18 protein-coding genes and 1 pseudogene are annotated in these 25445 nt (G+C 66.5%); 7 read left to right on the plus strand and 12 right to left on the minus strand.

Annotated elements, in window-relative coordinates:
* Nucleotides 1-45 precede the first annotated feature (45 nt).
* From AC4EEO_RS09570 to AC4EEO_RS09585, 4 genes are all read right to left on the minus strand, one after another.
* The gene (locus AC4EEO_RS09570) at nucleotides 46-426 is read right to left on the minus strand and encodes a GntR family transcriptional regulator (RefSeq protein WP_018761249.1); all 381 of its coding nucleotides are present in this window, start codon (nucleotides 424-426) and stop codon (nucleotides 46-48) included.
* Nucleotides 423-2234 carry an ABC transporter ATP-binding protein gene (locus AC4EEO_RS09575; RefSeq protein WP_285318142.1) on the minus strand — a complete coding sequence of 604 codons (1812 nt, stop codon included), beginning with the start codon at nucleotides 2232-2234 and terminating at the stop codon, nucleotides 423-425. Before AC4EEO_RS09575 ends, AC4EEO_RS09570 begins: the two co-directional genes overlap by 4 nt.
* Nucleotides 2231-4018, minus strand: a complete 1788-nt coding sequence (locus AC4EEO_RS09580) for an ABC transporter ATP-binding protein (RefSeq protein ID WP_285318143.1) — start codon at nucleotides 4016-4018, stop codon at nucleotides 2231-2233. Before AC4EEO_RS09580 ends, AC4EEO_RS09575 begins: the two co-directional genes overlap by 4 nt.
* Before the next feature lie 137 nt (nucleotides 4019-4155).
* Nucleotides 4156-4935: a trans-aconitate 2-methyltransferase gene (locus AC4EEO_RS09585; RefSeq protein WP_109044705.1), complete on the minus strand. Its 780-nt coding sequence runs from the start codon at nucleotides 4933-4935 to the stop codon at nucleotides 4156-4158.
* A 96-nt stretch (nucleotides 4936-5031) separates the two neighbouring features.
* Here AC4EEO_RS09585 and AC4EEO_RS09590 point away from each other — a divergent pair, with 96 nt between their 5' ends.
* From AC4EEO_RS09590 to AC4EEO_RS09600, 3 genes are all read left to right on the plus strand, one after another.
* Nucleotides 5032-7575, plus strand: a complete 2544-nt coding sequence (locus AC4EEO_RS09590) for a DEAD/DEAH box helicase (RefSeq protein ID WP_491340325.1) — start codon at nucleotides 5032-5034, stop codon at nucleotides 7573-7575.
* Nucleotides 7576-7601: 26 nt separating this feature from the next.
* Complete coding sequence (locus AC4EEO_RS09595; protein WP_285318147.1) at nucleotides 7602-8117, plus strand: GNAT family N-acetyltransferase; 516 nt, start codon at nucleotides 7602-7604, stop codon at nucleotides 8115-8117.
* Nucleotides 8118-8178: 61 nt separating this feature from the next.
* Nucleotides 8179-9462 carry an alpha/beta fold hydrolase gene (locus tag AC4EEO_RS09600; protein ID WP_491340414.1) on the plus strand — a complete coding sequence of 428 codons (1284 nt, stop codon included), beginning with the start codon at nucleotides 8179-8181 and terminating at the stop codon, nucleotides 9460-9462.
* Here the strand turns inward: AC4EEO_RS09600 and AC4EEO_RS09605 are convergent.
* Nucleotides 9448-10791: an MFS transporter gene (locus AC4EEO_RS09605; RefSeq protein WP_491340326.1), complete on the minus strand. Its 1344-nt coding sequence runs from the start codon at nucleotides 10789-10791 to the stop codon at nucleotides 9448-9450. The genes AC4EEO_RS09600 and AC4EEO_RS09605 overlap by 15 nt on opposite strands.
* A gap of 97 nt (nucleotides 10792-10888) precedes the next feature.
* Nucleotides 10889-11917: a TerC family protein gene (locus tag AC4EEO_RS09610; protein WP_109044638.1), complete on the minus strand. Its 1029-nt coding sequence runs from the start codon at nucleotides 11915-11917 to the stop codon at nucleotides 10889-10891.
* Nucleotides 11918-12211: 294 nt separating this feature from the next.
* On the opposite strand from AC4EEO_RS09610, the gene AC4EEO_RS09615 reads away from it, so the two are divergent.
* Nucleotides 12212-13531, plus strand: coding sequence for an ABC transporter substrate-binding protein (locus AC4EEO_RS09615; protein WP_240617693.1), 1320 nt, complete (start codon nucleotides 12212-12214; stop codon nucleotides 13529-13531).
* 108 nt (nucleotides 13532-13639) lie between these two features.
* Here the strand turns inward: AC4EEO_RS09615 and uvrB are convergent, their stop codons facing one another.
* On the minus strand, nucleotides 13640-15739 hold the full coding sequence (uvrB, locus tag AC4EEO_RS09620) for an excinuclease ABC subunit UvrB (RefSeq protein ID WP_018761239.1): 2100 nt from the start codon (nucleotides 15737-15739) through the stop codon (nucleotides 13640-13642).
* An 80-nt stretch (nucleotides 15740-15819) separates the two neighbouring features.
* The gene (gene coaE / locus AC4EEO_RS09625; protein ID WP_109044641.1) at nucleotides 15820-17034 is read right to left on the minus strand and encodes a dephospho-CoA kinase; all 1215 of its coding nucleotides are present in this window, start codon (nucleotides 17032-17034) and stop codon (nucleotides 15820-15822) included.
* 104 nt (nucleotides 17035-17138) lie between these two features.
* Here coaE and AC4EEO_RS09630 point away from each other — a divergent pair, with 104 nt between their 5' ends.
* Together AC4EEO_RS09630 and AC4EEO_RS09635 are read left to right on the plus strand one after the other, a co-directional pair.
* Nucleotides 17139-17828 (plus strand): IMPACT family protein, encoded by a 690-nt coding sequence (locus tag AC4EEO_RS09630; protein WP_491340327.1) that lies wholly within the window; start codon nucleotides 17139-17141, stop codon nucleotides 17826-17828.
* A complete protein-coding gene (locus AC4EEO_RS09635) occupies nucleotides 17812-18312 on the plus strand; it encodes a GNAT family N-acetyltransferase (RefSeq protein WP_018761236.1) in 501 nt (166 codons plus the stop codon). The genes AC4EEO_RS09630 and AC4EEO_RS09635 overlap by 17 nt, the downstream gene beginning before the upstream one ends.
* Nucleotides 18313-18432: 120 nt before the next feature.
* On the opposite strand, the gene rpsA is transcribed toward AC4EEO_RS09635, so the two are convergent.
* The 3 genes and pseudogenes from rpsA to polA form a co-directional block, all read right to left on the minus strand.
* The gene (gene rpsA, locus AC4EEO_RS09640; protein WP_018761235.1) at nucleotides 18433-19908 is read right to left on the minus strand and encodes a 30S ribosomal protein S1; all 1476 of its coding nucleotides are present in this window, start codon (nucleotides 19906-19908) and stop codon (nucleotides 18433-18435) included.
* A 232-nt stretch (nucleotides 19909-20140) separates the two neighbouring features.
* Nucleotides 20141-21439, minus strand: coding sequence for a GNAT family N-acetyltransferase (locus tag AC4EEO_RS09645; protein ID WP_109044642.1), 1299 nt, complete (start codon nucleotides 21437-21439; stop codon nucleotides 20141-20143).
* 76 nt (nucleotides 21440-21515) lie between these two features.
* A pseudogene (gene polA, locus AC4EEO_RS09650) lies at nucleotides 21516-24159 on the minus strand (DNA polymerase I).
* Nucleotides 24160-24376: 217 nt separating this feature from the next.
* Here polA and AC4EEO_RS09655 point away from each other — a divergent pair.
* Nucleotides 24377-24841, plus strand: a complete 465-nt coding sequence (locus AC4EEO_RS09655; RefSeq protein ID WP_018761232.1) for a hotdog fold thioesterase — start codon at nucleotides 24377-24379, stop codon at nucleotides 24839-24841.
* 1 nt (nucleotide 24842) lies between these two features.
* Here the strand turns inward: AC4EEO_RS09655 and AC4EEO_RS09660 are convergent, their stop codons facing one another.
* Nucleotides 24843-25409, minus strand: a complete 567-nt coding sequence (locus AC4EEO_RS09660) for a dihydrofolate reductase family protein (protein ID WP_018761231.1) — start codon at nucleotides 25407-25409, stop codon at nucleotides 24843-24845.
* Nucleotides 25410-25445 lie beyond the last annotated feature (36 nt).

Raw genomic sequence — 25445 nt, forward strand, 5'->3', positions numbered from 1 at the left:
CATAATGCTAATCGAAAACTTCTTCGAACATGCGCGGTTCCGCCCTCAGGGAACATCGTAGGCGGCCGCCAGCAGCTTGACGGCCTCCGCGAAGCTGGCCCCCTGCGCCTTGGCCACGTCCGCGTACGCCGCCGCGGCGGCGGCCAACCCGCCGAGCCTCTCATCCCGCGCCGAAACCACCGTGCCGTTCCGCCCGCGGGTGGCTACAATCCCCGCGGCTTCGAGCTCCTTGTAAGCCCTGGCCACGGTGTGCGGGGCGACGTCGAGCTTTTCCGCCAGGGCACGCACGGCCGGGAGCCTGGTGCCCGGGGCAAGCGCGCCGTTGTCAGCAAGGTGGATGACCTGCAGCCGCAGTTGCTCGAACAGCGCCACGGTGCTGGCGGGATTCGGCCGCCAGGCGCCGGGGAAGTCCGCGGGGGCGCTCACAGGCCACCCTCCAGGACACCGGCGCGGCCGTCACGGGCGGCGAACTGTGCGTTGTAGAGCGCGGCGTAGTAGCTGTTGGCGGCCAGGAGGCTCTCGTGCGTTCCCTGCTCAACGATGCGTCCATGGTCCATGACCAGAATTAGATCAGCGTTCCGTACCGTGGACAAACGGTGGGCGATGATGAAACTGGTCCGGCCGTTCCGGAGCCGTTGCATCGCCTGGCGGATCAGGAGCTCGGTCCTGGAATCCACCGAGCTGGTGGCCTCGTCCAGGACCAGCACCGAGCGTCCGGCCAGCTGCGCCCTGGCTATCGTGATGAGCTGCCGCTGTCCTTGGCTGAGGGGCTCGCCGCCGTTTTCCAGTACGGTGCCGTAGCCGTGGGGCAGGGAACGGATGAAACGGTCGGCATGGGTGGCCTCCGCGGCGGCGACGACGGCGTGGTCCGAAGCCTCCGGAAGGCCATAGGCGATATTTTCCCGGATGGTCCCGGCGAACAGCCAGGCATCCTGCGGAACCACGCCGAACCGGGAGCGCAGCTGGTCGCGCGGAACGGAGGAGATGTCCTGCCCGCCAATGGAGATCCGGCCCGAGGAAGGCTCGAGGAAACGCATCAGCAGGTTCACCACGGTGCTCTTGCCGGCACCGGTGTGTCCCACGATGGCCACCGCCTGCCCCGGATCAACCGTGAAGGTGAGGTCGCGGACCGCGGGGACCGAACCCGGGTAGCGGTACGTGACACCATCGAAAACGATGCGGCCGGCAACCGGCCCGGCCGGTGCCGTGCCGGCCGGTTCCGGGGGGTCCTCCACCGCGTCCAGGAGTGCGAAGACTCTTCCAGCCGACGCCGCACAGGACTGCATGACGCTGAGCAGGCCGCCAATCTGCCCCACGGGCTGGGTGAACAGCCGGCTGAACTGGATGAACGCCTGGACCCCGCCAATGGTCATGGACCCGGACAGGATCTGCAGGGCTCCCACGACCGCCACCGCAATGTAGTTGAGGTTGGACATCAGGACCATCAGCGGCTGGACCACGCCCGCGGAAAACTGGGCCTTGCGGCCGGCCCGGGCCAGCCGTGCGTTGCTCTGGCCGAACACTCCCGCAGCCTGCTCCTGCCAGCCAAAGGCCTTGACCACCTCGTGGCCGCTGATGAATTCCTCCACGTGCGCGTTGAGCTCGCCGGTCTCCTTCCATTGGCTGGCGAAATGCTCCTGCGAGCGGCGCGCCACCAGCACGGTGATCCACGTCGAGACCGGGACGGTGGCAACGGCAATGGCGGCGAGCAGCGGCGAGATCCACAGCATCATGGCCAGCGAGCCGCACAGCATGAGGACGGAGACGATCAGTTGCGTCAAGACCTGGTTCAGGGCCTGGGCAATGTTGTCGATGTCGTTCGTGGCGCGGCTGAGGACGTCGCCCCGGGACCGCTCCCGGAAGTAGGTGGACGGCAGGCGGTGCAGCTTGTCCTCCACCGAGGCGCGGAGCCTGAACATGAGGCCCTGGACGGCACGGGCCGTCAGCGCCCCTTGGATCCAGTTGAACAGTGAGGCGAGCACGTACATGCCGGCTACAACCGCGAGCAGGGTGCCGAGGCGCTGGTCCAGGCTGCCTTGGACGACGCCGTCCACCACCAGGTCCGTGGCGTCACCAAGATACTTGGGAGCGGCAACGTTGAGGCCGGCGAAGGCGCACGTGGCGCCGACGGCGCCCAGGACCCGCAGCCGGAAAGGGCGGAGGAGGCCAAGGAGCCTCGCCGCGGTGGGCCGGAAGGAGTGGGCGGCAGCCACGGCTTCGCCGGCCGCCGTCACAGGGGGCCGTCCAGCGCGAGCTGGGACTCGGCGATTTCCCGGTAGGTGGCCGAGTCCTGCAACAGCTCCGTATGCGTTCCCTGGGCGGCGACCCGGCCGTCGTCGAGCACCAGGATGAGGTCCGCGTCCTCGACGGCGGACAGGCGTTCAGCAACCACGACCACCGTGGCGGCCGCCAAAACCTGGTCCAGCGCCAGCCTCAGCCTGGTGTCGGTACGGTAGTCGAGGGCGGAGAAGCTGTCGTCGAAAAGGTAGAGGGGCGCCTGGCGCAACAGTGCCCGGGCAATGCACAGCCTCTGGCGCTGCCCGCCCGACAGGCTTGCGCCGCCCTGCCCCACCGGCGTGGCAAGACCCAACGGGAGATCGCGCATGAACCGCATGGTCTGCGCCGCCTCCAGGGCCGCCCACAGTTCCTCGTCGGTGGCCTCCGGCGCACCCAGCCGCAGGTTATCCGCAATGGTTCCGGTGAAGAGGTGGGAGTGCTGCGGCACGATCCCCATGGCTCCGCGCAAAAGGTCCAGGGGCATGTCCCGGACGTCGCGGCCGCCCACGGTGATGTGGCCTTCCGTGGGGTCGAGGAACCGCGGAATCAGGTTCAGCAGCGTCGACTTCCCGCTTCCCGTTGAGCCGACGATCGCCAAGGTGGTACCCGGTGCTGCGGTAAAGCTGATGTCCGCGAGCACCGGCGCTTCAGCTCCCGGGTAGCAGAAGCCAACCCCATGGAACTGGAGGAGACCCGGCCCGGGTGCCGGTGCGCCCGCGTCCGTACTCCGGCCGCCCGGCCTGGCTGGTCCATTACCGGCGCCGGGAATCCGGGCCGCCGCGTCGCGGACCGACGGCTCGGTGTCCAGGACAGCCTGGATGCGTTCGGCGCAGGCAGCCGCGCGCGGCGCCGTCATGAGGACGTACATGGCCATCATGATGGCCAGCAGGATCTGCATGATGTAGGCGATGAAGGCGGTGAGGGCGCCGAGGTTCATCAGGCCGTCCTGGATGCGGTGCCCGCCGAACCAGACCACGGCGACCGAACTGATGTTGACCACCAGCATGATCATCGGCAGCATCCCCGCCACCAGCAGCGCAGACTGCAGGTTGTTCGCGGTCAGTCCGGCGTTGGCCCGGGCAAACCGCCGTGCTTCGTAATCCTGGCGGACGAAGGCGCGGATAACATCCACACCGATGATTTGTTCGCGCAGGATTCCGCCCGAGCGGTCCAACAGGTCCTGGCCCTCCCGGTAGAGCGGAATCAGGCGGCGCACGATCAGGTACATGATCAGCAGGAGCAGCGGAACGATGACGATCACCACCACGGACAGCGCCACGTCCTGCTGCACGGCCAGGACGATTCCCCCGACGCCCATGGCGGGTCCGGCAAAGAGCATGGTGAAAACCAGGACGGCGAATGCCTGGATTTGCTGGGTGTCGTTGGTGGCACGCGTGGTCAGGCTTTGGGTTCCGAACAGAGCCACGTCCTGTGACGACAACGACTGGATCCGGGCAAAGACTTCCGCCCGCAGCCGGCGCCCGATCCGCATGGCCACCACGGCTCCCAGGTAGCCTGCCCCGATGGCTGACGCCGCCTGTACCACGGCGATGACGGCCATCGCCGCGCCCAGCCTGGATATGGCGGCCGTATCCCCGGCCACAATGCCATCGTCAATGATCGCCGCGTTCACTGTTGGCAGGAGCAGGTTGGCCGCTGCCTGGACCAACTGGAGCAGCACGATGGCCCACACCTGGGCTTGCTGTCCGGCGAGTTGCCGCCTGATAAGACCGACCAGCAAAATACCCCCCGTAGATGCACCCGGTCGAAGCGGGCCGGCGACTCGACCCTAAACCACAGACCACATTGTAAGCCAGATCACTTTTCGCCGCTGTCACGCCTTGTGACCAATGCATCAAACAAGAGTCGTGGCCCGTTTCAGCCGTCCCTGCGTCCGACGGCGAAGATCCTGCGGAACGGAAAGACGGTGCCGTGGGGTCCCCGCGGATAGGCGTCACGCAGCGCTGCGGCGTATTCGGCTTCGAAGCGCTTGGCGTCATCCTCCGCCAACGCGGCCAGGACGGGACGCAGCCCCGTGCCCCGAACCCACTCAAGGACCGGGTCCGGGCCGGGAAGGACCTGCTGGTAGCTGGTTTCCCACACGTCCGCGGCGTACCCGGCGTCGAGCATGATCCCAAGGTAGTCCCCCGGCTCCCCCACGGACTCCCCGCCCCGCAACACCCCGCCAAGCTTGTCGGCCCACGGGGCTGAGGACGCGAGTTCCCGCATCAGTGCGTGCGAGGGAGCGTCGAAATTTCCGGGAACCTGCAGGGCGAACCACGCACCCGGGCCGAGCGCCGCGAGCCATCCCCGCAGCATGTCCTGATGGCCGGGGACCCACTGCAGGGCGGCGTTGCTGACCACGACGTCCGTGTCCGGCGAGGGCGTCCAGTCGGCGATGTCGGCCTGTTCGAACCGCAACGACGGGTGCTCCTGGGCGAGGCGTGCAGCCTTGGCCAGCATTTCCGCGGAGGAGTCCACGCCCACCACGTCGGCCCCGGGCCAGCGGTCGCTGAGCGTCGCCGTCAGGTTGCCCGGCCCGCAGCCCAGGTCAACCACCTTGGCAGGGTGTCCGGCAAGGATCCGGGCGGTGAGGTCGAAGAAGGGCCGGTTCCGGTAATCGCCGAATTGGACGTACTTGACGGGGTCCCATTTCATGAGGTTCTCCAGGTTCTGCTGCGCACACGGCCAGGCCGAGCCTAACCCGGCCATGGGCGGGAGCACGGACACGACGTGGCACTAAGGTGGAAGTCAATGAAACTCCTTGACCAGCTGACCGATCTGTCCGTCCCCAACCAGGCCTCCGCCGTCGACCCGGACGCCCTCTACACCCGGTTCGCGGAGTGGACGGAGAGCCGGGGGCTCGCGCTCTACCCGGCGCAGGATGAGGCAATCATGGAGCTGGCCACCGGGGCGAACGTCATCCTGGCCACGCCCACCGGATCCGGCAAGTCCCTGGTGGCCATCGCAGCGCACTTCCAGGCGATGGCCCAGGGCAGGCGCAGCTATTACACGGCGCCCATCAAGGCCCTCGTATCGGAAAAGTTCTTTGCGCTCTGCGACATCTTCGGCGCGGAGAACGTGGGGATGATTACCGGCGACTCCGGCGTGAACCAGGACGCCCCCATCATTTGCTGCACGGCCGAGATCCTCGCCAACATCGCCCTGCGCGAGGGCTCCGCGGCAGAACTGGGCGCCGTGATCATGGATGAATTCCACTTCTACTCGGACCCGCAGCGCGGCTGGGCCTGGCAGGTGCCGCTGCTGGAGCTTCCGCAGGCACAGTTCCTGCTGATGTCAGCAACGCTGGGGGACGTGACCCGCTTCGAGGAAGGCCTGACGTCCTTGACGGGCCGGCCCACCACCACCGTAAGCTCGGCGGAGCGGCCCATCCCGTTGCACTACTACTACCACCAGAGCCCGGTCCACGAAACGCTGGAAGAGTTGCTGTCCACCAAACAGGCGCCGGTCTATGTGGTGCACTTCAGCCAGCTCGAAGCGATCGACCGCGCCCAGAACCTGATGAGCATCAACGTGTGCACCCGGGAGGAAAAGGACAAGATCGCCGAGCTGATTGCCAACTTCCGGTTCGCCGCCGGGTTCGGGAAGACACTGAACAGGCTGGTGCGCCACGGAATCGGCGTGCACCACGCCGGCATGCTGCCCAAGTACCGCCGGCTGGTGGAGCAGCTGGCTCAAGCGGGGCTGCTGAAGGTTATCTGCGGCACGGACACCCTGGGCGTCGGCATCAACGTCCCCATCAGGACAGTGCTCCTCACCGCCCTCAGCAAGTACGACGGCGTCCGGACACGGCTGCTCAACTCACGCGAGTTCCACCAGATTGCCGGCCGCGCCGGACGGGCAGGCTACGACACCGCCGGGACCGTGGTGGTGCAGGCACCCGAGCACGTCATCGAGAACGTGAAGGCGATGGCGAAGGCCACCGCCAAGTTCGGCGATGACCAGAAGAAGCTGCGCCAGGTGGTGAAGAAGAAGCCGCCTGAAGGTTTCGTCTCGTGGGGCGAGCCGACGTTCAAACGGCTGGTGGAATCCGTGCCGGACCCGCTGACGTCGAGTTTCACCGTCACGCACGCCATGCTGATGAACCTGATGGAGCGGCCCGGGGACCCGTTTGCCGCGGCCAGGCGGCTGCTGACCGAAAACCACGAGCCACGGTCGTCCCAGCTGCGGCTGATGAAGAAGGCGCTGGGGATTTACCGGGAACTCCTGGCCGCCGAGGTGGTGGAACGCATCCCGCCGGAAGAACAGGGACCTGACGGCCGCACCGTGCGGCTGACCGTCCACCTGCAGCCGAACTTCGCCTTGAACCAGCCGCTCTCCCCGTTCGCCCTCGCGGCGCTGGACCTCCTCGACCCGGAGTCGCCGTCGTACGCCCTGGACGCTGTGTCCGTGATTGAGGCGACCTTGGAGAAACCGCGGCAGATCCTCTCCGCGCAGCAGAAGAAGGCCCGCGGCGAAGCGGTGGCCGCCATGAAGGCGGACGGTATCGACTATGACCAGCGGATGGCCATGCTGGACGAGGTCACCTACCCGCAACCTCTTGCGGAGATCCTGGGCGAGGCCTTCGAGGTGTACCGGAAGGCTGCACCGTGGGTGGGCGACTTTGAGCTCGCGCCGAAGTCGGTGGTCCGCGATATGTATGAGCGCGCCATGAATTTCGGCGAATTCGTGCAGTTCTACGGCCTGGCCCGTTCCGAAGGGATCGTGCTGCGCTACCTGGCCGATGCCTTCAAAGCGCTCCGCCAGACCGTGCCCCAGGACATGCTGCGGGAAGACCTTGAGGACCTGACCGCCTGGCTCGGCGAGCTGGTGCGGCAGGTGGATTCCAGCCTCCTGGACGAGTGGGAGGAACTGGCCTCCGGCGCGGCGCCCACGCCGCACGACGCGCCACCGCCTCCCCCGCCGTCGTTGACCTCCAACATCCGCGCGTTCCGGGTGATGGTGCGCAACGAGATGTTCCGCCGCGTGGAACTGTTCGCCGACGAGGACGCCGCCGCGCTGGGTGAACTCGACGCCGGATCCGGGTGGGGTGCCGAGCGCTGGGAAGACGCGCTGGACGACTACTTCGACGAACACGACGACATCGGTACGGGCCCGGACGCCCGCGGGCCGGGCCTGCTCATCATCACCGAGGAGCGCGGCACGTGGAAAGTCCGCCAGATCTTCGACGACCCGGCAGGCAACCACGACTGGGGGATCTCGGCCGAGGTGGACCTGGCCGAGTCGGACGACACCGGGACCGCCGTGGTCAGGGTGACGGACGTGAACCGGCTCTAACGCGGGACCGGCGGTAAGCTCGAGCAATGAGTGTTATCCGCCCCGCCACCCCGCACGACGTTCCCGCCATTCTCCGGATGATCCACGAACTGGCCGATTACGAGAAGGAACCGGACGCCGTCCGGAACACTCCCGAACTGCTGGAGCGGGCCTTGTTCGGCGGCAACCCAAGCGTGTTCGCGGCCATGGCTGAGAACACGGCCGGTGAAGTGCAGGGTTTCGCCCTTTGGTTCCTGAACTATTCCACCTGGGAGGGCGTGCACGGGATCTACCTGGAAGACCTCTACGTCAGCCCCGGAGCGCGGGGCGAAGGACACGGCAAGGCGCTGCTGCAGCACTTGGCCGGGATTGCCGTCGAGAACGGCTACGCGCGGGTGGAATGGAGCGTGCTGGACTGGAACGAGCCGTCCATCAACTTCTACCGCCGCGTCGGCGCCGTCCCCATGGACGGATGGTCAACCTTCCGGCTCACCGGCCAGGCACTGGACCGGTTCGGCCGGGCGCAGTCCGGCACCTCCGTCCCCGCAGCCGCGCGTGGCTGAGCGGCACAGCGCGGCACTTGCCGCCAGGCATCGCGTTGGCGCCAGCCACGCCTTCCGGGGTATGCGGACCGTCGAACACTGGTTCACCGTCCCCCTGGACCACTTCGCTCCAGATGATCCTTCCGCCCCGGCGGCTGAGACCATCACCGTTTTCGCCCGCGAATACGTCTCCGCCGCGCACAGCGAGGAGGCGGCGGCCGCGCTGCCCTGGCTCCTCTTCCTTCAGGGCGGTCCTGGCGGCCGCGGCAACAGGTGGGCTTCCCTGGGCGGCTGGGGAAAGGCTGCGGCGGCAGAGTTCCGCATCCTGATGCTGGACCAGCGGGGCACGGGCCTGTCCACCCCCATCGACAGGCATACGCTGCCGGCGCGGGGGGATGCGGCCGCACAGGCTGCCTACCTGGAGCACTTCCGGGCCGATTCGATCGTGGCGGACGCGGAACTGATCCGTGCCGCCCTCGAATCAGCGCCCTGGACCATCTACGGCCAAAGCTACGGCGGCTTTTGCGCCCTGACCTATCTCTCCTTCGCGCCGGAAGGACTCCGCGAAGCACTCATCACCGGCGGCCTGGCGCCGCTCGCCGGCAGCGCCGACGAGGTCTACCGTGCCACGTTCCAGCGCGTCGCCGCCCGGAACGGGGAATACTTCGGCTGGTACCCCGAGGACCGGGAGACGGTGGAACGGATCGCCCGGCACCTGCGGTCCACGACCGAGATCATGCCCGACGGCGCGCCCCTCACCGTGGAGCGGTTCCAGATGGCCGGTGCATTCCTGGGCGGCAATACGCGGGTGGACAGCCTCCACTATCTCCTGGAAGATGCCTTCGTCGCCGCTCCCGGTGGACCCCGCCTGTCCGATGCCTTCCTGGAACAGCTCCAGGCCGTCGTCTCCCGCCGCTCCAACCCGCTGTATGCGCTCATGCACGAATCCATCTATGGCCAGGGGCAGGCGACCAACTGGTCCGCGTGGCGGATTCTGGGTGAAAACCCTTGGTTCAGGCCCGACGCCGAGCCGCTGCTCCTGACCGGCGAGATGGTGTACCCGTGGTACTTCGAGCAGGATCCCGCCTTGCAGCCGCTCCGGGACGTGGCCGAACTGCTGGCAGCCAAGCGGGACTGGAAGCCGCTGTACGACTCGCGGGCGCTGGCTGCCAATACCGTTCCCGTGGCAGCGGCCGTCTACACCGACGACATCTACGTTGACCGGGACCTCTCCCTTCAGACGGCGGCAGCGGTCCGCGGACTGCAGGTGTGGGAGACCGCCGATTTCCATCACGATGGAATCGCCGACGACGGCGAGCGGATCTTTGCCCGCCTGCTGGGGATGGCGCGTTCAGGCGGCCGCTGACCGGCGGCGTGAGGCGCGGGCGAGAATGGCCGCCGCCAGCACCGCGGCACCGATGGCGGCACCGATGAGGTTCAGGCCGAGGTAGCCGGCGGCGCCCAGGACGAGCCCCGACACCGCACCGCCTGCCGCTCCGGCAGCGCCCATCAGCATGTCCGAGACGCCCTGCACCGCGACCCGGGCGTCGCGTCCCACGCTTTCGGCCAGCAGCGTGGACCCGGAGATGGTCGCAGCCGACCAGCCAACGCCCAACAGGACAAGGCCTGCCGCAACAGCGGGGGTGGAAGACTGTCCAAGGCCTGCGACCACCACCGCCGCGACCAACACTGCGAAACCGATCACGATGGTCTCGATCCGGCCTGCCCTGTCCGTCAGCCAGCCCATGACCGGCGACAGGGCGAACATCCCGGCGATGTGCAGCGAGATGGTGAAGCCAATGATCACCAGCACGTCCCCCTCGGCGACGTGCCCTGGGTGGAACGCAGGCCCTTCCACCAGGTGCTGCAGATGCAGCGGCGTCATGGACATCACGCCCACCATCACTGCGTGGGCGGCGACGACGGCTGTCACCGCCAGGACTGCCTTCCGGGAGTCCCTGATGGCATGGAGCCCGCGGATGAGTGAACCGCCGGAACGCCCGGCCGCCACAGCGTCCGGGCGTGCCGGGTCATGGTCTTGGGCGGTGTTGGCTCCCGCAGCCGCGAGCTGGCGTGCCAGCAACAGCGGGTCGGGGCGAAGCCCGGCGAACATCAGCACGGAGGCAATCAGCAATCCCGCCGCGGCGATGACGAATGGTCCGGCCACCGGCGGCAGGCCCAGTGCCGTGCCCACCACCGTGCCGGGCTGGATGAGGTTTGGCCCCGTCACGGCGCCGACGGTCACGGCCCAGACCACCGTCGACAGCGCCCTCCCCCGGTGTTCGGGGGCTGCAAGGTCCACGGCCGCGAACCGTGCCTGAAGGGTGGCCGCAGTGCCGACGCCGATGCCTGCGGCACCCAGGACCAGGAGGATAAAGAGCCCGGACACGACGGCCAGGACCATAAGAAGCGCACCTGCCAAGGCCGCTGAAAGACCCGCCACCTGGCCCGCCCTGCGCCCTCGGTGGTCGGCCAACGACGCCAGCGGAAGTGCGGCTGCCGCGGCCCCCAGCGTCATGACCGTTGCCACGGCCCCCGCCCACGCGCTGGAACCGGACAATTCCACGGCCAGGATGGAACCGATCGACACGGTTGCCCCGGTGCCGATGCCGCCGAAGACCTGGGCTGTCCCCAGGAGCACAACGGTGCGCCGCTGCACCTGGCGCACGCGCTGGTCCGCTGCTGTGCTGGCCATGATCCGAGCATAGTCCTGCGCTGCCGCCTGATGCAGGGGCTTAAACAGGTAATCCCGGCGGGGCCGGGATTACCTGTTGCAGAGGTGCAGCGGACGCCTAGTCGACGTCGCTGTGGCTCTTCCGGGCGTCTTCCTCGAGCCGCGGATCGATCGCCGCCGCCTTGGCCTTGGAGCTCAGCAGGCTGGCCACCACGGCAACGATGATGGTGCCCACGATGACTGCCAACGACACGAAGGTCGGAATCTCGGGTGCCCACTCGATGTGGCGTCCGCCGTTGATGAAGGGCAGTTCGTTGACGTGCATGGCGTGCAGGACGAGCTTGACGCCGATGAACGCCAGGATGAAGGAGAGTGCGTGCTTGAGGTAGATCAGCCGGTTCATCAGGCCGCCGAGGAGGAAGTACAGCTGACGCAACCCCATCAGGGCGAACAGGTTGGCGGTGAAGACAATGAAGGGGCTTTGGGTGAGGCCGAAGATCGCCGGAATGGAGTCCACGGCGAACAGGAGGTCCGTGAGGCCGATGGTGATGAAGACGATCACCATGGGGGTGAACACCTTCTTGCCGTTCACCGTGGTCCGCAGCTTGCCGCCGTCGAACTTCTCCGACATGGGGATGACTTTGCGGATCCTGGCGATCAGGGGGTTCTCGCGGTCTTCTTCCTCTTCGCCTTCGTCCTGGGCCTGCTTCCAGGCCGTCCACAGCAGGAATGCGCCGAAGATGTAGAACACCCAGCTGAACTGTTCAATGACAATGGCGCCGAGCAGGATGAAGATGCCGCGCAGGATGAGCGCGATGATGATCCCCACCATCAGCACTTCCTGCTGGTATTTCCGCGGTACTGAGAACCTGGCCATGATGATGATGAAGACGAACAGGTTGTCGATGCTCAGGCTGTATTCCGTGACCCAGCCCGCGACGAACTGGCTGCCGAACTCGGGGCCGGTAAAGGCGAACATCGCTCCGGCGAAGGCCATGGCCAGTGCGACATAGAAGGCAACCCAGAGGCCGGCTTCCTTCATGGAGGGTTCATGGGGCCGGCGGACCACCAGGAGGAGGTCGGTCAGGAGGATCAGGCCAAGGATGACAAATGAGCCAACCTCGAACCATACGGGCAAGTCGAGCACAGGGACAGCCTTTCGCAGGGTACACAAAATGGTGTAAGTCTCTCCGGCCTGCCAGTGCACTTGGTGCTGAAGCGGCGGCCCGCTACGCCCGGCGGGGCAACCATGCCCTGCGTGTTGACGATCGTAGCGCTTTGGGATACTCCCCTACGTGCCTTCAACTCTACCCCAGCAACGCCGTTGGATAACGGTTTCCCGGAACCATTGACCCCCGGCAGACGCTGCTGTCATAATCACATCCAGTGAGAAAGCGGTTTCTCGCCCCATCTGTTAGACCCCTCCAGAAAGTCACGGTCAATGAAGACTTCGCTTCGCACCAGCACGATGGTCAAGTCGCTCGCAGCTGCGGCCACCCTCGCCTTGCTTGCCACCGGCTGTTCTCCCTCCTCAGCCGGCGACAGCGGCGGGAACGTCACGGTCCGCTTCACGTGGTGGGGCAACGACCTCCGCAACAAAGAAACCCAACAGGTGATCGACGCGTTCCAGGCCTCCCACCCCAACATCAAGATCCAGGCCGAGCCCGGAGTGTGGAGCAGCTACTGGGACAAACTGGCCACAACCACCGCCGCCAATGATTCCCCCGACGTGATCCAGATGGACCAGGCCTATATCGCTGAGTATGGCGGCCGGGGCGCCCTCCTGGACCTGTCCAAGCAAAGCAATATCGACACCTCCAAGATCGACCAGGACGCCCTTGACTCAGGCCAGGTCAGCGGTAAGCAGTTTGGCCTCAGCACCGGGCAGAACGCCAAGGCCGTCATGATCAACGCCAAGATGTTCCAGGACTACGGTGTGCCCATCCCGGACGACAAGACCTGGACGTGGGCTGACTACACCAAGACCGCCGCCCAGATCGCAAAGGCCGCTGCCAAGGCGGGCCAAACCAACTACGGCAGCTCCTACTCGCTGACGGACTCCGACCTGAACACGTGGGCGATGCAGCACGGCGAATCGCTCTACTCGGCGGACGGCGGCCTCGGCTTCAAGGAAAGCACCGCCACGTCCTTCTTCCAGAACCTCGTGGACCTGCGCAACGCCGGGGCTGCCCCGCCGGCCAACATTGCCACCGAGGACATCAGCGCCCCGGTGGAACAGACCCTCTTCGCCACCGGCAAGACTGCGATGTCGTGGTGGTGGACCAACCAGGTCAATGCGCTTCAGTCGGCGCTGAAGACCGACGTCAAGATCCTGCGCGCGCCCAGTTCCACAGGCAGCGCGAAGGACAACGGAATGTCCTACAAACCATCCATGTTCTGGTCCGTGTCTTCGCGCAGCAAGCATCCCAAGGAAGCTGCTGAGGTGGTCAACTACATGCTCAACAACCTGGACTCAGCCAAGACCATCCTGACCGAGCGCGGCTTCCCCACGAACTCAGAAGTCCAGGCGGCAATCGACCCGCTGCTGACCCCGGCGGACAAGTCCGCGGCGGCATTCCTGAAGGACATCAAGCCTGACCTGCAGAGCGGCCCGCCGGTGCCCCCAACCGGCTCCTCCGGGGTTCAGGCGCTGATCCAGCGGTACTGCACGGACGTCTTGTTCGACCGGAAGTCCCCCGCTGACGCAGCCAAGGGCCTGATGGACGAAGCAAAGGGAATGATCGACTCGGCCAGGAAGTGAAACCCCGGCACCACATGCGTTAACGACGGCTGGCACCTCCCCACGGAGGTGCCCGCCGTTCCATGGGCAGCCCATCCCGTCCTCCGGGCAGGCCTGGAACGAGACCGCCTAGGCGTGGCCGGCGGCCTGCATCTGGCGCAGTTCTTTCTTCAGTTCGCTGACCTCGTCGCGGATCCGCGCCGCCACTTCGAACTGCAGTTCGGCGGCGGCTCCGTGCATCTGTTCGGTAAGCTGCTCGATCAGTCCCACCAGGTCCTCGGCCGGAGCTGCCGCCAAACCATCCGCACGGACCTGGGCCGCACCCTTGGCTCCGGACTTGGCCCGCTTGGCGCCCTTGGCGAGCCGGTTGTTCTTGAGCAGTTCCTCGGTGTCGGCATCTTCCTTGGCCAACTGGTCCGTGATGTCGGCGATCTTCTTGCGCAACGGCTGGGGATCGACGCCATGGTCTTTGTTGTAGGCGACCTGGATGGCGCGGCGGCGGTTGGTTTCGTCGATGGCGAGGGCCATGGAGTCGGTGATCCGGTCCGCGTACATGTGCACCTGGCCCGAGACGTTGCGGGCTGCACGGCCGATGGTCTGGATCAGCGACGTGGACGAACGCAGGAACCCTTCCTTGTCCGCATCCAGGATGCTGACCAGGGACACCTCTGGCAGGTCAAGGCCCTCACGGAGGAGGTTGATGCCCACCAGGACATCGAAGGAGCCCATCCGCAGCTCGCGCAGGAGTTCCACTCGGCGCAGGGTATCGACATCCGAGTGCAGGTACTCCACTTTCACGCCGTGACCCAGCAGGTAGTCTGTGAGGTCCTCCGCCATACGTTTGGTCAGCGTGGTCACCAGGACGCGTTCGTCCTTCTCTACCCGGGTCTTGATCTCACCGAGGAGGTCATCGATCTGTCCCTTGGTGGGCTTGACCACCACTTCGGGATCCACCAGCCCGGTGGGACGGATGATCTGCTGGACGAATCCGTCCGCCTTGCCAAGTTCGTACTTGCCCGGGGTGGCCGAAAGGTAGACGGTCTGGCCCACCCGCTGGAGGAACTCGTCCCATTTCAGCGGCCGGTTGTCCATGGCGGACGGAAGGCGGAAGCCAAAGTCCACGAGGTTCCGCTTACGGGACATGTCGCCCTCGTACATGGCGCCGATCTGCGGAATGGTTACATGGGACTCGTCCACCACCAGCAGGAAGTCGTCCGGGAAGTAGTCCAGGAGGCAGTGCGGGGCGGTCCCCGGTTCCCGGCCGTCGATATGGGCGGAGTAGTTTTCGATGCCGTTGCAGAAGCCCATCTGCTGCATCATTTCGAGGTCGTACGTGGTCCGCATCCGCAGCCGCTGGGCTTCGACGAGCTTGTTTTGGCTTTCCAGCACCTTCAGCCGGTCCGCGAGTTCATCCTCGATCCGCTTGATGGCCCGCGCCATCCGCTCCGGTCCAGCCACATAGTGCGATGCCGGGAAGACGTACATCTCTTCCTCGTCGCGGATGACCTCACCGGTCAGCGGGTGGAGGGTGTGGATGTTCTCGATTTCGTCGCCGAAGAACTCGATCCGGATGGCCAGTTCCTCATACATCGGAATGATTTCCACGGTGTCCCCGCGGACCCGGAAGGTGCCGCGGTGGAAGTCGACGTCGTTGCGCGCGTACTGCATGGAAACAAACTTGCGCAGGAGGTCGTCCCGGTTCATTTCTGCACCCTTGCGCAGGGTGACCATGCCGGAGATGTATTCCTCCGGGGTTCCCAGGCCGTAGATGCAGGACACGGTGGCCACCACGATCACGTCCCGGCGGGTCAGCAGCGCGTTGGTGGCGGAGTGCCGGAGCCGTTCCACTTCCTCGTTAATGGAGGAATCCTTCTCGATGAAGGTGTCCGTCTGCGCCACATAGGCTTCGGGCTGGTAGTAGTCGTAGTAGGAGACGAAGTACTCCACGGCGTTGTTGGGCAGCAGTTCGCGGAATTCGTTGGCGAGCTGGGCGGCAAGGGTCTTGTTCTGGACCATCACCAGGGTTGGCCGCTGGACCTGCTCAATGAGCCACGCGGTGGTGGCGCTTTTGCCGGTACCGGTGGCGCCGAGGAGCACCACGTCCTTCTCCCCGTTGTTGATGCGTTCGGTCAGCTCCGCGATGGCGGCCGGCTGGTCACCCGCGGGCTTGAATTCGCTGATGACTTCAAAGGGCGCTACAACACGGTTGATCTCCTGCGCAAGGCTCATGGATCTAATTTACAGCCGGGCACCGACAGTGAAGCGTCCAATCCGTTACGGGCGAACAAGCGCCGGGACGGGGCGGCCGTTCACGACGCGTACGACGGCGGCGCCCACCCGGCTGTCCGGGCCCATGCGGACATCGCCGGCCAGGCAACGTCGGTGAACCACGGTTCCTTCGCCTCAGCGTAGGATCCGGTTCCGGCGGAGTCGGAAAAGCGGCGGGCGAGGTCCGCCTTGTGCGCCTGGTAGAGCGCAAGCGCGGAAGGATCGTTCCGCAGCCAGTCCCGGAACATCAGCGCATATCGCCATCCGGCCGAGCCGGCCGGCCGCACATGCACGTTCACCGCCCGGCCTGGATCCGCGTTGGCGTGGAATCGCTTGAGCCATGACGCGGGATCCGGCGCACCGGGTTTCGGCGTGTCCGATTCGATCCCCCGCACCGCCGGGTATCCGGCAGCGGCCAGGAGCGGCGCGATCGCAGCTGCGGCCGCCATGTCAGGCACGGCCACCTGGAGGTCGATGACGTCCTTGGCAGCCAGGCCGGGGACGGCGGTGGAGCCTATGTGGTCCACCGCCAGGATGGCGTCAGGGGCGGCCGCCCTCAGCCGCGCCGCGATCAGCGTGGCCTGCCGGGACCAGTCCCGGCTGTGCGGGGCAAGGACCGGCCCGCCGGTACGCGGGGCCCGGGTCCCGGCGGCGAGGTTGCGGGCGTAAGGCTGCAACCGCTGTTCCCAGAGCCGGTCCACCTGGTCCAGGAGCTGCTCCACGGTGCCGGAGTTGTCCAGGACGACGTCGGCGGCTGCCAGGCGTTGCTCGCGGGTGGCCTGGGCGGCCATCCGTGAACGCGCCGCTTCCGGGGTCATCCCCCGCAGCGCCTGCATGCGCTGCAGCCGGACGTCATCGGGAGCGTCCACCACCACGACAAGGTGGAAGCTGCTCCCCTGCCCGGTCTCGACCAGCAGGGGAATGTCCTGGACCACGACGGCGTCATCCGGTGCCGCTGCCGTCAGCTCGGCCGCGCGGGCCCGCACCAGGGGGTGGACGATGGCGTTCAGGGCCGCCAGGCGCTCCGGCTGGCCGAACACCGCTTCGCCGAGGCGCGCGCGGTCAAGCCGTCCGTCGCCGTCGAGCATGTCCGCGCCGAACCCGGCAGCGATCTGTTCCAGGCCTTGGGTCCCGGGCTCCACCACTTCCCGGGCCAGTGCATCCGCATCCACCAGGATCGCGCCGTGCTCCTTCAGCCGGGCCGCCACCACCGATTTTCCTGAGGCGATTCCGCCCGTCAAGCCGATTTTCAACACCCTCCCACCCTACTGAACCGCGTGTGAAGCCGGCGTCCGTGGCGTCACGGAATGTCCACCGAACCCCGAAAGCGCCGGTTCCCGCCGCCGCTAGACTGGGCCGGGTGCAAGCGCAAGACAGCAGGACCACTACTTACACCACGTTGGCGGCCGGCCATGACGTCCGGCACGAGCTGGAGATCAAGCGGTCCAGGTTCATCACCGTCCTCCGCAGGGCCGGAACGGAGGAGGACGCCCGGGAACTGGCTGCCGGGCTTCGCCGCGAGTTCCACGATGCCCGGCACCACTGCTCCGCGTTCGTCATCGGCCCGGACCGCAGCATCCAGCGCTCCAGCGACGACGGCGAGCCCGCGGGCACCGCAGGGATCCCCATGCTCGAAGCGCTGGTGAAAAGGGAAACGGCACCCGGGGTGGCCGACCTCAGCGACGTCAGTGCCGTCGTCGTGCGCTATTTCGGCGGAGTGCTGCTGGGCGCGGGCGGCCTGGTCCGCTCCTACTCGGAATCTGTCTCCGCGGCACTGGAACAGGCACCCCTGATCCGGCGCAGCAGGCTGCGGATCTGCTGGACGGCGGTGCCGCACGCCGGGGCCGGCCGGCTGGAGAACGACCTGCGCGCCGCCGGCCTGGTAATGGCGGAAACGTCCTACCAGGACCGCCTCACGGTCCTGCGCATCGCCGTACCCGACCATGCCGATGCCATTGCGGCAGCAACTGAACGGATCCAGCAGCTCACCGCAGGCTCCGCTGCGCTGACTCCCGAAGGAACGGAGTGGGTTGATGAACGCCTTGCCTGAGGTCACCATCGTGGATGTGGACCGGGCTGTCGCGGACCAGCTGCTCGAACTGGCCAAACGTGATGCCTCCCCTGACGAAGTGGCTCCCCCGCTCGGCGGCCCCGGCTGGAACCTTGAGCGCACCGCCTGGTTCTTCAGCTACCACCACGCGGCAGCCGCCGGCCTTGACGGCCCCGCGGCGGAGAAATCCTGGGCCGTGTTCAGTGGCGGTGACATAGCCGGTTCCGTCCGGCTCAAACGGGAAGCCCACACCGATGTGCTTTCGGCCGAAACCGGCATCTGGCTGGGACGGAGCTTTCGCTCCCGCGGGGTCGCCCGCGCCGCCCTGGGGCTGGTCCTTGAGGAGGCCCGCATGGCGGGCCTGCACCGCGTCACTGCCCGCACTTTGGCCGGTAACCTCAAAGCCCAGCGGCTCCTCGAGGCGGCCGGCGCCGTTCTGACGCCCGACGACGATGGAACGGTCCACGCCGTCGTCCACCTGTGAGGGCGGGAGGCGCTGTCGCCGCAGCAGCGCCCGGGACCCGCAGCAACGAGAACAGGCCCCCTGCCAGAGGCAGGGGGCCTGTTCTCGTTGCTGCCGGGATGAACCCGGCACCGGTGGCAACTAGTTGCCGGTCAGCTTCTCGCGGAGAGCAGCAAGTGCCTCGTCCGAGGCCAGGGTGCCGGCACCGGTGTCGGTGGCAGCAGGCTCGGAGGAGTAGCTGGTAGCGCCGGAATCGCTGTCACCGGACGTTGCAGCTGCAGCGTCGTCGGCAGCGTGCTGGGCAACCTGCTTCTTGTGTGCTTCCCAGCGGGTCTGGGCGTCAGCGTACTGCTGTTCCCAGGCGGCGCGCTGGTTCTCGTAGCCCTCGAGCCATTCGTTGGACTCGGGGTCGAAGCCCTCGGGGTACTTGTAGTTGCCCTCTTCGTCGTACTCTGCGGCCATGCCGTACAGGGCGGGATCGAATTCGGTGCTGTCGGCGTCGACGCCCTCATTGGCCTGCTTGAGGGACAGCGAGATGCGGCGGCGCTCGAGGTCGATGTCGATGACCTTGACGAACAGTTCGTCGCCAACGGAGACAACCTGCTCGGCCAGCTCAACGTGGCGCACGGCGAGCTCGGAGATGTGGACCAGGCCTTCGATGCCGTCTTCGACGCGGACGAACGCACCGAACGGAACCAGCTTGGTGACCTTACCCGGGACAACCTGGCCCAGGGCGTGGGTACGGGCGAAGGTCTGCCACGGATCTTCCTGCGTAGCCTTGAGCGACAGGGAGACACGCTCGCGGTCCAGGTCCACCTCGAGAACCTCGACGGTGACTTCCTGGCCAACCTCGACAACCTCGGACGGGTGGTCGATGTGCTTCCAGGACAGCTCGGAAACGTGAACCAGGCCGTCGACGCCGCCCAGGTCCACGAAGGCACCGAAGTTGACGATGGAGGACACGACGCCGGGACGGACCTGGCCCTTTTCGAGCTTGTTGAGGAAGGTGGAGCGGACCTCGGACTGGGTCTGCTCGAGCCATGCACGGCGGGACAGCACAACGTTGTTGCGGTTCTTGTCCAGCTCGATGATCTTGGCTTCGATCTGCTGACCGATGTACGGAGCCAGGTCGCGCACGCGGCGCATTTCGACCAGGGATGCGGGCAGGAAGCCGCGCAGGCCGATGTCGAGGATAAGACCACCCTTGACGACCTCGATGACGGTACCGGTGACGACGCCGTCTTCTTCCTTGACCTTCTCGATGTCGCCCCAGGCACGCTCGTACTGAGCGCGCTTCTTGGAGAGGATCAGGCGGCCTTCTTTGTCTTCCTTGGTGAGCACCAGGGCTTCGACCTGATCGCCGACGGAGACGACGTCTCCGGGATCAACGTCGTGCTTGATGGACAGCTCGCGGGAGGGGATGACACCTTCGGTCTTGTAACCGATGTCGAGCAGGACTTCATCGCGGTCGACCTTGACGACGGTACCTTCGACGAGGTCTCCGTCGTTGAAGTACTTGATGGTGGCGTCGACTGCTGCGAGGAAGTCCTCAGCGGTACCGATGTCGTTAATTGCGACTACGGGGGTACCGGGCTTCTCGGTGGAGGTGATGGTCATGTAGTAGGGGCTCCGTTGTGGATAGTTAGTCGGTCAGGCAAACCGGCGCGCCCGCGTTATGGAACGCAGGCGCGATTCACGGTGAATCCGACGGATCCTCCGGGTCATCCTGATTTTGTGGATTACTTTCAATGCGGCCTGGGACCGCAAGGACGTGCACGTGGTACACGCCCGTTTATTCTAGTCGGTGCCGGCAACGCGGGTCAAAGCGGCCGGGACCGGGGACGGGGACTCAGAAGTGGGTCAGGCAGTGCGTCGCCCGTTCCACCGCAAACATCTGCCGGGCCTCGAGGGCGGCGCCCGGCCGTGGCTCGCCGATGGCGCCGGCAGCCTTCAGGGTCACCGGGCACACAGCACCGAGGAAGATCGAGGACAGCGCGGAGACGCCCAGTTCGAGGTCGGCGGCGGTGCCTTCGGGCAGGCGTTCAACGCCGGCCTGGCCGCCCTCCACGGTCAGCGCAAAAATCCCCGGCGTGAGGCCGAGCGGATCATCGACTTTGAGGACCAGCCGGCCATCGGCCGGGTAGTGGCGCGCAGCGAGGGCTTGTGGAACGTCGAGGATCCTGAGCCAGAGCATGTCGCGGCTGTCCGAGGCGTCGATGCAGCGCGGGTCAGCCAGGGCCCAGGCAAGGGGATCATCCACCGGCGCCTCGTTCCAGGTGACCCGCTCCACGAGGTCGATGGCGGCCAGGTACTGCCAGAGTTCGAGGTAGGCATGGTCGGTGGCGGCGACAAGGTCCACCACTTCCACCGTGTAGGGGGTGGTGTCCCAGCCAAGGAACTTGTAGGAGACATAGCCGTCGATGGTTGCGTCCGGGCCGTAGTGCAGCGCCACCTTGATGGCGGGATCTTCCTTGCCGTCGCGTCCCAGCGACCCGGAGGCCAGGTGCCGGTACCATTCCTGCCGGCCGAGGGACCCTGGCGTGTGCCGGTGGACGCGTTCGAACACGGCGGGGGCCACGTCCAACAGGGTTTTGGGGTCCGCCACTTCCACGGCGCCCGTGGCCGCGTGCCGCAGGGCAAACCGGGCCGTGGTGTCCACTTTCACGGTGCGCTCAAGGCTTGCCACGCCGTAGCCGAACCTGCCGTAGATACTGCCCTCCGAGGCCGTCAGCGCTGCCATGGCGATGCCGTCGTCCTTGGCGGCTTGGAGGTCTTCGGTCATCATGCGGCGCAGGAGGCCGCGCCGGCGGTGCGATGTACGGACGGTCACGGCCGTAACCATCTGCGTTTCCAGCATGCGGCCGAAGCCAATGTTCAGGGTTTTGCGGAAGGTCCCGAAGGTGGCAACGGGTACCTCGGCAGGCAGCGAGGAGGGGGCCACGGGACCGGTCTGGTAAACCCCGGTGAAGATCCGGCCGTCGACCTCATAGGTGGCAAGGGACCGCTCCCGGTGCTCGGGGGTGCGGGTGGAGTCGTGGAAACCGAACCCGACGGCCTTGGCCCAGGTTTCGGCCTCCGCGTACCCTTCGTTGCCTTTGGACACGGCGGGAAAGCGCCGGATTTCATAGTTTCCGCTCAGATCACCCATTTACCCGAGCCTAGCCAATGAATCCGGCGCTTGACCAGCACAAACACGCCGGCCGTCTGCTGGGCCGGCAGGAAGCCTAGTGGCCGGCGTCGTACCAGCTGGGGCCGACGCCGATCTGCACTTCCAGGGGCACGCTGAGGTCGGCGGCGGCTGCCATCTGCTCGGTGACCAGCTTTTCCACGGCGGCCCGCTCCCCCGCCGCCACCTCGAGGACAAGTTCGTCATGGACTTGGAGCAGCATCCTGGACTTCAGCCCCTGGGCCTTGAGCTCGTCATGAACACCGAGCATGGCGCGCTTGATGATGTCCGCGGCGGAGCCTTGGATGGGGCTGTTCAGGGCAATGCGTTCGGCGTTTTCGCGCAGCTGGCGGTCCGTGCTGGTGAGATCGGGGAGGTAGCGGCGGCGGCCTTCGATGGTGGCCGTGTAACCATCCACCCGGGCCTGGTCCACCACGCCCCGCAGGTAGTCGCGGACGGCGCCGAAGCGGTCGAAGTAGTCCTTCATCAGGGTACGGGCCTCGTCCACGGAGATCTCCAGCTGCTTGGACAGGCCGAAGGAGGTCAGCCCGTAGGCCAGCCCGTAGGACATGGCCTTGACCTTGGAGCGCATGGCGCTGGTGACCTGGTCCGTGGGCACGTGGAAGATGTTCGAGCCGACGAAGCGGTGCAGGTCCTCGCCGTCCTTGTAGGCCTGGATCAGCCCTTCGTCGCCGGACAGGTGCGCCATGATGCGCATTTCGATCTGCGAGTAGTCCGCGGAAAGCAGGCATTCGTAGCCGTCGCTGACCACGAAGATGCCGCGCACGCGGCGGCCTTCCTCGCTGCGGATGGGGATGTTCTGCAGGTTGGGGTTGTTCGAGGAGATGCGGCCGGTTGCCGCGACGTTCTGGGCGTAGGTGGTGTGGATGCGGCCGTCCTCTGCCACCGATTTCTTCAGCGACTCGAGCATTTGGCGCAGCTTGGCGGCCTCGCGGTGGGCCATGAGCTGGACCAGGAACTCGTGCCCGGTTTTTTCCAGGAGGTTCTTCAGCGATGCCGCGTCCGTGGTGTAACCGGACTTGATCTTCTTGGTTTTGGGCAGCTGCAGTTCGTCGAACAGTACCGTCTGGAGTTGCTTGGGCGAGCCCAGGTTGACCTCGTGCCCGATGGCGGCAAACGCCTGTTCCTGGGCCTGGTCGATCACCCGCGCCAAATCGGCGAGCTGTTCGTCCATTTTGTCCATGTCGATCGCGATGCCGGCGAGTTCCATGTCCGCGAGGACGCGGCCCACCGGCAGCTCAAGGGTGGACAGCAGGTCTTCGGCCTTGCGCTCCTTGAGTTCATCCTCGAAGAAGCGGCTGAGGGCGAGGACGACGGCGCCGGCCTGGACCAGGGCATCGGCGGCGGCGGTGTCCTCGCCGTCGAACGACAGCTCCAATTGCCCGGCCTTGGCCGTGGCAGCGGGGATTCCCACGTTGAGGTGGTGCTGGGCCAGTTCGGCGAGCTCGTAGGTGCGCCGGTCCGGCTCGATCAGGTAGCCGGAAATGGAGGTGTCGTCCACCACGCCCTCCAGCTTGAGGCCACGGGCGGAGAGTGCCTTCAGCGCGGCTTTGAAGCCGTGTATCACCTTGGCCGCCTCCCGGTCCCGAAGCCACCCGGCCAGGACATTCTCTGTCTCCGCGTCCTGGCCGGCGAGGTCGATGTAGACGGCGGCGTCACCACGGACGATCGCCAGCGCCGCGGCGTCCTCGCCGATCCGTCCGGGCACGAGGTCGACGGCGAGGGCCGAGCGGTGGCCCACTCCCGCGGCCAGGAAGGCGGCAAGTTCAGAAGGCATCCGCGGGAGTGCTGTACTCCGGGGTGTCAATGCTGTCCCGCTCCGCTGCCGGGGTGTCGGCGTCGCCGTAGAGGGCGAAGAGGCGGCCGCGGATGGCCTTGAATTCGAGCTGGTCGAAAAGGTCCTCAAGGACGGCCTGGTCGGGCCGCGGCTGGTAGAGGTCGTCGAGCGTGACCGGCAGGTCGAGGTCGGTGTGGAGCTGGTTCAGCCTGCGGTTGCGCTTGACGGCGTCCACATTCCCGCGCAGGGCGTCACCTACCTTGCCGCCGATGGAGTCGATGTTTTCCAGCACCCCTTCGAGGCCGCCGTAGAGGTTGATCCACTTGGCTGCCGTCTTGGGCCCGACACCGGGCACGCCGGGCAGGTTATCCGCCGTCTCGCCCACCAGGGCGGCGAGGTCGGAGTAGCGGGACGGGCTCACGAAGTACTTGGCCTCGATGGCCGCGGCGTCCATCCGGGGAATGTCGCTGACGCCCTTCTTGGGATAGAGGACGAAGACGTTGTCCGTGATCAGCTGGAAGGCGTCCCGGTCGCCGGAAACGAGGAGGACCTCGAAGCCGGCCTTTTCGCCCATGGCGGCAAGGGTTGCGAGGATGTCGTCGGCCTCGTAACCGGGCATCTTGATGGTCTTAATCCCCCAGGCTTCCATCACCTGCCCGATGAGGTCGATCTGCCCGCTCATCTCGCGGGGTGTCTCGTTGCGGCCGCCCTTGTACTCGCTGTACTCGGCCTTGCGGTGCGTGGATTCGTCCGAGACGTCGAAAGCAACGGCGATGTGCGTGGGCTGCTGTTCCTTGATCAGGTTGATCAGCATGGACGTAAACCCGTGGATGGCGTTGGTGTGCTGGCCGTTGGCGGTGGAGAACTTGTCCGCCGGAAGGGCGAAGAACGCCCGGAAAGCCATGGAGTGCCCGTCAAGCACCAGGAGGCGCGGCTGGCCGGTGATGGGGACAACGGGGGCAACGGTAGCGGAAACCGACCCGCCGGCAGCAGGGGAAGCGTCACTGGCTCCCGGGTCCTGGGGGGTGGAAGCAGGCTGCGCCGAGGGCTCTTCCTCCAGGACCTGGGACGGGAAAGGGGCCGGTTTGGTTGTTTCACTCACAGGTGCCAGCCTAGTTGCCATGACAGACAATTTCACGCCGGGCCCCTTCGCCGAAGAGCTGGCAGCGGCCGGAATCCCCGACCATATGCACGGCTGGCTGGGCGCGTTTGGCGTCGGCGCACTCGTGGTCAAAATGGGGATCCATTTCCTGGAGATGAGCCCGGAACGGACAGTCGCCACCATGCCGGTGGAGGGCAACACGCAGGTCGCGGGAATCCTCCACGGCGGCGCCCACGTGGTGCTGGCGGAAACCCTCGGTTCGTTCGCCGCCGGAATGCACGCGGGTCCGGGAAGGCACGCCGTCGGCATCGAGGTCAACGCCACCCATCACCGTTCGATTGCGCAGGGGCTGGTTACGGGTACGTGCACCGCGATCCATTTGGGCCGCACGCTCACCACCCATGAGGTGGTCATGACCGACGCCCGGGGGCGGCGGCTGTCATCTGCCCGGATCACCAACATGCTCCGGGACAACGCCGGCTGAATCAGGCAGCGCCGGGCGGTGTTGTTTGCGCGGCCAGCAGGTAGCGCAATTCAACGATCCCCCTGCCGAGGGTGCGGGAGGCGGCCAGTTCGAGCGGGGCCGTCGGCCCCTTCAGCGGCAGCAGCCGCTTTCCCTCCCCCAGCACCACGGGAATCAGGGAGAGGATGATCTCATCCAGCAGCCCGGCGTCGGCAAACTGGGCGGCCAGGTTGCCGCCGCCCACCACCCAGATGTTCCGGCCCTGCGCGGATTTCCGGAAGTCAGTTATGAATTCGGCCACGTCGCCGCGGACGAAGGTGACGTCGGCCCCTTCGGCGACCGCGTACTCATGGTGCGTGAAGACGTACGTCGGAGTGCCCGCGTAGGGCCAGGTGCCGGCGTCGTGCTCCTGCAGCCAGGCGTACGTCTCCCCGCCCATGACGATGCACCCCACCCCGGCCATGAACGCGTCGTAGCTTTCCGCCCCGCCCTCGAATCCGTCGAACTGCAGGAGCCAGCCGAGGTCGTCCGTTGAGGTGGCGATGAATCCGTCCAGGGAGGCGGCTACGAAGTACTGGATGCGCGGCATGGGCCCAGCCTAGCCAACCCCGGCCGTGCTGCCCAT

This window comes from Pseudarthrobacter sp. MOO13, assembly GCF_058267655.1.